The sequence below is a fragment of the Bifidobacterium thermacidophilum subsp. thermacidophilum DSM 15837 genome, from assembly GCF_000426425.1.
GTDB lineage: Bacteria > Actinomycetota > Actinomycetes > Actinomycetales > Bifidobacteriaceae > Bifidobacterium > Bifidobacterium thermacidophilum.
Genome location: NZ_AUFI01000007.1, coordinates 392,349 through 402,528 on the forward strand (window position 1 = coordinate 392,349; position 10,180 = coordinate 402,528).

General features: G+C 60.1%; 6 protein-coding genes and 1 pseudogene. 6 read left to right on the plus strand and 1 reads right to left on the minus strand.

Annotation, left to right across the window (positions count from 1 at the left end):
- Positions 1-170: 170 nt before the first annotated feature.
- From K315_RS09390 to ilvA, 6 genes and pseudogenes are all read left to right on the plus strand, one after another.
- Positions 171-719 (plus strand): annotated as a pseudogene (locus tag K315_RS09390) (carbohydrate ABC transporter permease); the annotation flags it as partial.
- Positions 720-724: 5 nt separating this feature from the next.
- Entirely contained in the window at positions 725-1,549 is an 825-nt protein-coding gene (locus K315_RS0103990) for a carbohydrate ABC transporter permease (RefSeq protein WP_029576289.1), read from the plus strand.
- 3 nt (positions 1,550-1,552) lie between these two features.
- The gene (locus tag K315_RS0103995) at positions 1,553-3,247 is read left to right on the plus strand and encodes a glycoside hydrolase family 13 protein (RefSeq protein WP_029576290.1); all 1,695 of its coding nucleotides are present in this window, start codon (positions 1,553-1,555) and stop codon (positions 3,245-3,247) included.
- Complete coding sequence (locus tag K315_RS0104000; protein ID WP_052316545.1) at positions 3,244-5,064, plus strand: Sip1-related alpha-galactosidase; 1,821 nt, start codon at positions 3,244-3,246, stop codon at positions 5,062-5,064. Before K315_RS0103995 ends, K315_RS0104000 begins: the two co-directional genes overlap by 4 nt.
- A gap of 538 nt (positions 5,065-5,602) precedes the next feature.
- Entirely contained in the window at positions 5,603-7,429 is a 1,827-nt protein-coding gene (locus K315_RS0104005) for a glycoside hydrolase family 13 protein (protein ID WP_029576292.1), read from the plus strand.
- 134 nt (positions 7,430-7,563) lie between these two features.
- Positions 7,564-8,829, plus strand: a complete 1,266-nt coding sequence (gene ilvA, locus K315_RS0104010; RefSeq protein WP_029576293.1) for a threonine ammonia-lyase — start codon at positions 7,564-7,566, stop codon at positions 8,827-8,829.
- Between the two features lie 125 nt (positions 8,830-8,954).
- On the opposite strand, the gene K315_RS0104015 is transcribed toward ilvA, so the two are convergent.
- Positions 8,955-9,722 (minus strand): SIR2 family NAD-dependent protein deacylase, encoded by a 768-nt coding sequence (locus K315_RS0104015; protein ID WP_029576294.1) that lies wholly within the window; start codon positions 9,720-9,722, stop codon positions 8,955-8,957.
- Between the last annotated feature and the right edge of the window lie 458 nt (positions 9,723-10,180).

Genomic DNA, 10,180 nt, shown 5'->3' on the forward strand with positions numbered 1-10,180 from the left:
GTCCAACTGTTCTCTCCCGCCGAGGGGCCTGTGATGCACATTCACAGGCCCCTCGGTCTGTTTTTCCTCGCCCGATGCAACCACCCAGTCGCACGACACTGGGGTATCTCCCGCCTCCCGTCTCCGCTTTTCGCCTCTCACATCCTGCGCCCGTCGTGCCGAGCTAGTTGTTGCCCTGCGTGATTGCGGGCGCGGCGGCAGGTGTCGCGTGGACGTGGATGCTTGCCGACAAGGGCACGGTCAACCAGCTGCTCCGTGCAGTCGGGCTTGGTGATGCCACTCATGTTTGGCTTGGCGACAGGGCAACCGCGTTGAATGCCGTCGGCGTCATCGGGTTCTGGCTCCAACTCGGGTTCTGCGTGGTTCTGCTGCTTTCCGGCATCGGGAACATCGACCAATCGCTGTATGAGGCGGCGAGCTTGGACGGAGCTGGGTGGTGGAGACAGCTCTTCTACATCACACTCCCCGGCTTGCGCGGGCAAATCGGCGTATGCCTGACGATGACGATTATCGCGGCATTGGCGAGCTTTGACGTGGTCTATATGTCCACGCAGGGTGGACCGGGAACTTCGACGATGGTGCCGGGCGTCCAGGTATACCGGCTGGCGTTCACCCAGCAAAGTGTGGGCCTCGCGTCGGCGCTGGCTGTCGCGTTGATGGTGCTGGTCCTGCTGATTGTGGTGCCTTTGCAACGTTTGGTCAATGGGAAGGATAAGTGATCGCGATGGAGCAGTCCAAAAGTACGAAGGTAATCGGCGGCATCATGCTCGCGCTGACTATCGTGTTCTGCATCATGCCTTTCGTGAGTATGTTTTCCGCGGCGATTCAACCGCAAGGTTCAACTCCTGAAGGTATCCAATTCACCGCTCACCCGCAGTGGCATAATTTCGTGGATGCTTGGAAGATGGCGAATATCACCCCGTTGCTGCTGAACAGCATGCTGCTGGTGGTTGTCGTGGTCCCGAGCGTGGTAATCCTATGCTCTCTGGGCGGCTACGCGTTCGCCCATCTCAGCGTGCCATGCAAAGGCCTGATTTACTTCCTGTTCCTGATTGGCCTGACCATTCCGTTTGAAACCCTGGTCACTCCGCTGTATTACGAAATCAGCGACATGGGCATACTCAATACCCGACTGGCGTTGATGTTGCCCCTGATCGGTCTCAACATCCCATTCGGCATCGTGTGGATGCGGTCCTGCTTCGAGCAGATGCCCCGCGATTTGATCGAGGCGGCAAGCATCGACGGTGCCGGACACTTCCGGACATTCGTCTCAGTGCAGCTGCCGCTCGCTCTTCCTGCGCTCTCATCGCTGGGTATCTTGACATTCTTGGCGACATGGAATCAGTTCCTTCTCGCGGTCGTGTTGGAAGATGATCCGAACAAGCGCACGATGGCAGGCGCCCTGCAGTCCTTCGTCGGCCAGTATCAGACCGATGTCGTGCTCCTCAACGCAGGCGCTCTGCTGATTATGGCCCCGACGATGATCTTGTTCATCATCCTGCAGCGGTACTTCATCCGTGCCATGCTTGCGGGCTCCGTCAAAGGATGACCGATGGCCGAGGACAATGCTGATGATTGGTGGAGAAACGCCGTGGTCTACGAGGTGTACCCCCGGTCGTTCAATGATGCCAACGGTGACGGGGAAGGCGACTTCCGCGGCATCATCGACAAGATGGACTACCTGCATGACCTCGGTGCGGACGCATTGTGGTTGACTCCGTTCTACCCCTCGCCGCTTGCGGATGGTGGGTATGATGTCGCCGACTATTGCGGCGTGGATCCCAGGTTCGGAACACTGCAGCAGTTTGCCGATCTCGTTGCAGGCGCGCACGAACGGGGAATACGCGTCATCATTGATATCGTGCCCAACCATACTTCGGACAAGCATCCTTGGTTCACCAAGGCACTGCACTCGGCGCCGGGCTCGAAGGAGCGGAACCGCTATATTTTCCATGTTGGGCGCGGAGAACACGGAGAACAACCGCCTACGAACTGGCTGAGCAATTTCGGCGGATCAGCGTGGGAACCTTGTGGAGACGGATGGTACTACCTGCATTCGTTTGCGAAGGAACAGCCTGATCTGAACTGGGATAACCCCCAGGTCCGGCAGGATTTCCTGGATATCCTCCGTTTCTGGTGCGAGCAAGGCGTAGACGGGTTCCGTATCGACGTGTCCCACGGGCTGGTCAAGGACCTGAAGGAGCCGCTGCGGGATCGGCCGGATCCGACGTTGATGTCGCCGCAGGCGGCAGACGGGTCTGATCCTGTATGGGATCGCGATGGTGTGCATGAGGTCTATCGCCAATGGCGTGAGCTGCTGAACCGGTACAGTCCGGTGAAATATGCGGTCGGGGAGTCTTGGACGCCGTTCACTCCGCGGGTATACCAGTATGCCCGGCAGGACGAACTTGGGTCGATTTTTGACTTTTCCTTGCAGAAAGCGGCGTGGGATCGGGACGATTATCGGAAGATCATCGAGCGGACTGGCGCATGCGCTGCCGCAGCGGGTTCTGCGCCGGTTTGGGTGCTGGGAAACCATGATGTGCCAAGACTGGCCTCACGGATTGGGCTTCCCAAAGGAACGGACGTCGAACATTGGGTCACGTCCAACGGCACCGACCCGAGCATCGATCCCGCCCAGGCAGAACGCCGCGCACGTGCCGATGCGTTGTTGATGCTTGGCCTGCCCGGCACCGCGTTCATCTATCAGGGAGATGAGCTTGGCCTACCCGAGGACCTTGATTTGCAGCCCGCGGACTTGCAAGACCCGATATGGGAGCGTTCTGGGCATCGATTCAAAGGGCGTGACGGCTGCCGTGTGCCGCTGCCTTGGAACAGCGATTCAGTATCGTTCGGGTTTAGCCAGTCCGGGCATCCTTGGCTGCCGCAACCGGCATGGTATGCGCGGTATGCGGTGTCCAATCAGGAACGCTTGCCGGGATCGATGCTGAACCTCTACCGGGCGGCTATCGCAGCGCGTCGACGTTGGATTAGGCCAGGAGATGAAGCCGAATGGCTCGCGGACGGCGAATATGCTGAATACGGTCTTGGCTGGAGAGTGTCTTCAGGATTGGAAGTCTTGGTGAATTTCTCTTCCGACCATGCGATCCGCCTGCCGGAAGACGCAACTGTCATGCTGAATTCGCGCCCGGAAATAACGGATTGTGCGGATAAGCAAGTTCCGCCTGAAACCGCGGTCTGGTATTTCCGCGGAACCTTGGCATCTCGTAGCAAGGAGAACCGATGAACAACGTATGCCCGATTGATGTTGTGCGTGTTCAATCCAGCATTCTGAAAGAAGACACGCATGAGTGCAAGGAATGCGCCGTTCCGGCAACGGCAGTGAATATCGAGCCTGTCCGTGGGGACGATGCTGTCTGGAGTCTGTCGATCTGCACTGAGACCGGACCTGCGAAGCGTGAGCAACAATTCATCGCCTGTGATTCATTCGCGCCCTGCGATGCGGTGCGGGTCAGTTGCAGGGTGGGCGTTGCTGACGGCCAGATTCTGGCGCTGTACCAGCACAAGGAGTGGTGGATGCGACCGGCATGGTGTTCTGCGCCCACGCAAATTCCGTTCGGCACCCAGTTGCTGCTCTGGCGGTGGAAAGGCCGTGACGATAGTGTGCGATGGAGCGCGGTGCTGGCGGTGTGTGATGCCGATGCCCGTACTGACATCAGAGGAGACGAGCAAGGCATCACATTCGTGGTCTCTTCGAACCGTATGGGAATGACCCGTATCGAAGCGACGTTAGGGTTCATGGCATCGGCGGAAACCCCGTACCGTGCCGTTCAGGTGTGCGTATCCGCGGCAGCCGGGCGTACGGGCATCAGCACTCGCAGGAGGAAATCTTTCCCGGACAACCTGTCCGGCTTGGGCTGGTGCACTTGGGATTCGCTGGGGCAGGATGTCAATGAGCGCCAGATCATCGAGAAGATGCAGGAATTCCACGATTTGGGAGTGCACATCTCCTGGGTGCTGATCGATGACGGTTGGTCGGATGTCGACAGGCTTCAACAGAAATTGCGTTCCTTCGATGCCGATCCTGAGCGTTTCCCGCAAGGGTTGGGACATACAATCGACGTGCTGAAACAACGGTTTGGCGTCCAGCATGTCGGCGTATGGCAGGCGTTCCAAGGCTATTGGAACGGTATTGATCCTGACGGACCAGTCGCCGACGCTTTCGGCGACTGCTTGACACGTTGCCCGTCCGGGGCGCTGGTGCCGGGGCCGACTCATGATCAAGCTGCGCAGTTCTGGAACGCCTGGGAATCGAAGATGAGCGAGCAAGGCATCGACGTGCTGAAAGTCGATTCCCAAGGTTCGATATCCGTGATGACCATGGGGGCTGAAAGCTTCGGTGAGTCCACGGTCGGCCGTCATCTTGGACTTGAGGATGCGGCGGATCGGATGAATGCCGCGCTGATCAACTGCATGGCCATGACGCCGGAGAATTTCTGGCACAGCGATCGTGCGCAAGTCGCCCGCACAAGTGATGATTTCCTCCCGCGGGAGCCGAAATCCCTGGACGAACATCTGATTCAGAACGCCTATTGCTCACTGTTGCTTGGTGAGTTGGTCTATCCGGACTGGGATATGTTCTGGAGCGAACATCCCTATGCAAGGGCGAGTGTGTTGTCGCGCGTATTCAGCGGTGGTCCTGTGTACTGTTCGGATGCCTTGGGACATACCGACGTGTCTGTCCTCCGCGGGGTCCTTGAGAATGACGGCCATGTGCCCCATCCTGATGCTCCTGGCGTGCTTGTTGAGGAATCGTTGCTGAATGATCCCCGGTCGTCTGACGTTCCCTTGGGCATCCGCGCAAGTTTCGGCGGTTGCGAACGCATGCTGTTCGTCGGGCTGAGGCAGCGACAGATGCAACATGTGGATTTGACGGCGGATGTCCCCATGAAGGTATCCGGGCCGGATAGCGACACGGTGGTTCATCTGCAACAGGGTGATCATGCCCGGTTCGATCTCTCGTACGGTCAGGCGCTGCTGGTTGATGTTGATCGGACCCCGGACCCCACGTGTTGCGGCATCAGCAATCATCCTCGGCGGTAAGCCTGCTCTGAGCGCGGGCGGATATGTGTAGGCGGACGAGGGCGGCTTGACCTCCGCCGCCTCGTCCGACGGTATCTGCCTGCCGGTATCTGTCCGCAGTGTGACTGCCCGGTCGCACAGCCGTTCGGTTTCGCTCCCGCCGCCGGTTCTGTCCCGTGGTGTCTGTCTGCGGTGCGACTGCCCGGTCGCACCAGGGTGTGGCCGGTTTCCTGCGTGTTGTCGCCGGTATCCGCCCGCCGTGCGATCAGTCGGTGGCACGCCGTCGGTTTATCTCCGGTCCTGTGCCCGCTGTGCTGGCTATTTGCCCGCCGTGTAACCGCCCGGTCGCACAACCGTGTGATTCCGCCCGCGACCCCATCTCCTTGCAATCCCGCTGTCCCTCCTACACCCGTCCCGACCACACCCGTCCCGCCCCGCCGCCTGCGACCCTGCCCGAATATCTTTCCCCGCGCACCCGGCACGCCAGCAGTAGGAATGAAAACGTATGCATCGTACGATAATCCCAGCAATAAAACACCAGACAGCAAAGGAGCTTGCCATGACCAATTTCAATCGTCCGGCCCTTCCCGCCGGTGTCCGCACGAATGGGGCGTCCACCAGCCCGTGGTGGGCGAACGCCGTGGTGTACCAGATTTACCCGCGTAGCTTCCAAGACACCGATGGCGATGGCCTCGGCGATATCAAGGGCATCACACGCCGCTTGGATTATCTCGCCGACTTGGGCGTTGATGTGCTGTGGCTGAGCCCGGTCTACAAGTCCCCGCAGGACGACAACGGCTACGATATCGCGGATTATCAGAGCATAGATCCGATGTTCGGCACGCTTGACGATATGGATGAACTGCTTGCCCAAGCGCATAAGCGCGGTCTGAAAATCGTGATGGATCTGGTCGTCAACCATACTTCCGACGAGCACGCGTGGTTCCAGGCGAGCCGCGACAAGAACGACCCGCACGCCGACTGGTATTGGTGGCGTCCCGCCCGTCCCGGCCATGAGCCGGGCACGCCGGGTGCCGAACCGAACCGTTGGGGCTCGTATTTTGGCGGTTCCGCATGGCAGTATGACCCCAAGCGCGGCGAGTATTTCTTCCACCAGTATTCCCCGAAGCAGCCTGACCTCAACTGGGAGAACCCGCAGGTGCGTCAGGCGGTCTACCAGATGATGAACTGGTGGCTCGACCGTGGTATCGACGGTTTCCGCATGGACGTCATCACGCAGATTTCCAAGCGCGTCGACCCCAACGGCAAGCTTCCGGGCGAACCTGGCAGCCAGATTGAGGATTATCCCGCCGGTCCCGACGGCTACTCGTCCCCGTTCCCGTTCTGCTCCGACGGCCCGCGGCTTGACGAGTTCCTCAAGGAGATGCACCGCGAGGTGTTCGACGGCCGCGAAGGCTATCTCACGGTTGGTGAGGCGCCAGGCGTCGCCCCGCAGCGCAATGAGCAGATCACGGACCCCGCCGCACGCGAACTGGACATGCTGTTCATGTTCGAGCATGTTGATGTTGATTGCGAGAACGGCACGAAGTGGAATCCGACCCCGCTTGATTTGCCGAAGCTGAAGCGTACGCTTGCCGCCCAGCAGGATGCGGTCGCGAAGAAGGGCTGGGTGAGCCTGTTCTTCGACAACCACGACCAGCCGCGCGTCGTGTCCCGCTGGGGCGATGACTCTACGGAGGAGAACCGCGTCCATTCCGCCAAGGCGCTGGCGATGCTGCTACACATGCACCGTGGCACACCCTACATCTACGAGGGTGAGGAGCTTGGCATGACGAACGCGCATTTCACCCGGCTCGACCAGTATCGCGACCTTGAATCCCTGAACATGTTCCACCAGCGTGTCGAGCAGGCGCATATCCAGCCCGCCGAATCGATGATGGACGCGCTCGCCAAGCGCAGCCGTGACAACGCCCGCACACCGATGCAATGGGACGATTCGACTTACGCCGGGTTCACCGCCGCCGACGCCCCCAAGGAACCGTGGATCAGCGTCAATCCGAACCATACGACGGTCAACGCGCAAGCCCAGCAGGATGACCCGGATTCGGTGTTTTCCTTCTTCAAGCAGCTGATCGCACTGCGCCACGACGACCCGGTCGTATCCGCTGGCGACTGGCATCTGCTCGACGAATCCGACCCGCAGGTGTACGCGTTCACGCGAACGCTGGGCGATGAGCGTCTGCTGGTCGCCGTGAACCTGTCCGGGAAAGACGCCCGCATTCCGGATGACACCGCAGCCGCGCTCGCCGCAGCCGCTAATCAGTCGCCCGACATCGTGCTGACATCCTATGATCCGCAGCATTCCGCCGATTCACTGGCTGCACGCACGCTGTCCCCGTGGGAGGCGGTGACGGTCCGGCTGTAAGCCGGGTCCAGCCCGGGAGGGTTTGTGGCTGCCGCGTGGGAACCCGTTCGCCGCTCATGCGGCAGCCAGCGGCCTGCTCCAATGTGCGAGACGCGGCGACATGCTTGTGCCTCGACCGTCCTACAATAACGATCATGGAACAAAACGAGGTTCTCAAAGCACTGCAGCGCGATTATGCCGCTGAATTGAAGAAGGCCGCCCAGCGGCTCAAAGGCACGGCCAAACGCACGGAGATCATTGACTCTCCGGTGCTGTCCGACATGACCGGACACCAGATTCTCCTCAAGCCGGAGAACCTGCAAGTTACCGGTTCCTTCAAGATTCGCGGCGCCTACAACAAGATCGCCTCCCTGTCCGAGGACCAGCTGGCTCGCGGCATCGTCACCGCATCCGCCGGCAACCATGCGCAGGGTGTCGCCTACGCCGCCCGCGAGCGTGGCGCAAAAGCCACCATCTGCATGCCAACCATCACCCCGCCGCTCAAGGTTGACGCCACCAAAGCCTACGGCGCCGACGTCGTCCTGCACGGCGATGTGTTCGACGAAGCCGCCGCGTACGCCCAGAAGCTGAGCGACGAGCAGGGCATGATCTACGTGCCGCCTTTCGACGATTACGAGGTCATCTGTGGCCAAGGCACCATCGCCATGGAAATCCTCGAAGATGTCCCGAATGTCACTGATATCGTCGTGCCGCTCGGCGGTGGCGGTCTGGGCGCCGGCGTGGCGCTCGCCGTCAAGACCTTCAAGCCCGAAGTCCGCGTGATTGGCGCGATTCCTGAGGGTTCTCCGGCGTTCAAGAATTCGTTCGCCGCCGGCCGCGTGGTTCCCGCCGACAAGGTGGTCACCTCGGCTGAAGGCGTTGCCGTCAAGCGCCCCGGCGACCTGACCTTCGCGCTGCTCAACGAGTTCCTGGACGACCTAATCACCGTCTCCGAACGAGACATCAACGAGATGATTCTCCTGATGCTCGAGAAGCACAAGCTGGTCGTCGAAGCCGCAGGCGCGGTGTCGCTCGCCGCATTGGAACATCTGAACCTGCGTTCGCGCAAGTTCGCGTCCGCTCCCGGTCCGCATGTCGTCGTCCCGATCATGTCGGGCGGCAACATCGATACGGTCACCATCGGCGCGGTCATTCAGAAGGGCATGATTGCCCGCGGCCGCATCATGAACTTCGAGGTCGAGCTGCCAGATCTGCCGGGGCAGCTGCTCAAGGTCGCTCAAGTGCTGGCCGAGCAGCGTGCCAACGTGATCGCCCTCGACCACGACCAGTTCAAGGCGTCCGGCCATTACACGAATGCAGTCGCCCTCGGGGTCACCGTCGAAACGAACGGCCCCGACCACATCGACCGCGTACTCGAAGCGTTGAAACAGGCCGGTTTCGACCCCAAGCGCATCTACTGACAGTCCGCCATCTGCCTCTGTATGGCAACGGCCCCGGAATCTTGGATCCTCAAGGTTCCGGGGCCGTTATGCTTCGCCCGTTGCCGTGGTTGCTTTCCGTGTGGCGCAAATGCAAGTTTCAGTGCTTACTGCTCATCCGACTGCGCTTCGGCGATGGTTTCGTCCACGAGTTTCGGCAGCGCGACGGCGATATCCTCATGAATCAGCCGCGTGGCAATGTTGTCGTACTGCGTTTTCCCCATATTCATGATGGTGACGGGCACGCCGGCCTGTGCAGCAACCGGGGCGAGCGATGCCGCCGGGAACACCTCAAGCGTCGAACCGATAACCCAGAACTCGTCGGCCTGCGAGACGAGCCGCATCGACTTCTCCATCGCCCCGTCCGGCAGCATCTCACCGAAATACACGACATCCGTCTTGATAATGCCGCTGCACGGCATGTCGCCCTGGTACTTGAGCCGGCGATGGCAGTGCGGGTCCGGTTCCTCGTCAAGGCGCGCCATAATGTCTGCGGTGTCGTATTTCGCGTGGCACTTCATGCAGTGGGACGTGCCGATGGTTCCGTGCAGGTTCACGATGATATCCGGCGAATTTCCAGCCTTCTCGTGCAGTGCGTCAAAGTTCTGCGTGGCCAGGAGCGTCAGGAGCCCTGCCTTCTCAAGTTTGACGAGTGCCTTGTGTGCGGCGCCAGGCTGGGCGTTCCACACGGGGGATTCTTTCTGCCAACGCCACGAATATTCGCGATCCTTCTGATTGGTGAGGAACGCGTCGATGTCGTAGACCTTGGTCTGCTCGGGGTGTTTGGTCCACACGCCGTCGGGCCCGCGGAAATCAGGGATGCCGGCTGATGTCGAGATGCCGGCTCCGGTTAATACTGCAATCTTTTTGCTCATACCTCAGGAATACCACGCTGTGATGTCTATAAGACCTTGCTGTGGTGGCGACACGCGGGTGTTTTGGTTTTTGGTGGTGTTGTGGGTTGTTGGTGGGTTTGTCTGGTGGTTTTGGTTGTTGTTTTGGTTGGTTGTGTGTGGTGTTTTCGACACGCCGGTGTTTGGGTGTGTTTTGTAGGGTTTGTGGGGTGGTGGTTGGGTGGTTGGTTTGCGTGGGTGGGGTTGGTGGTGTATGTTGTTCTCTTGCTGCCGCTCGCGGGCCGGCTTCCTTTGGGGGGTTGGTTTTGTCGGGTGTGTGGTGGTGGTTTGAGAACTCAAGAGCGTGTCTGTACTACTTTTTTATAGTCAATGATTGCCAGTCCGGTCCCCGCTTCCGTGCGGGGTGTTTGATTGTCCTGCGTGGGAGTCCGCGAGGGCGGTTGATGGGGGTCGGGGTTTTCGTGCGAGTCGCCTTTCCT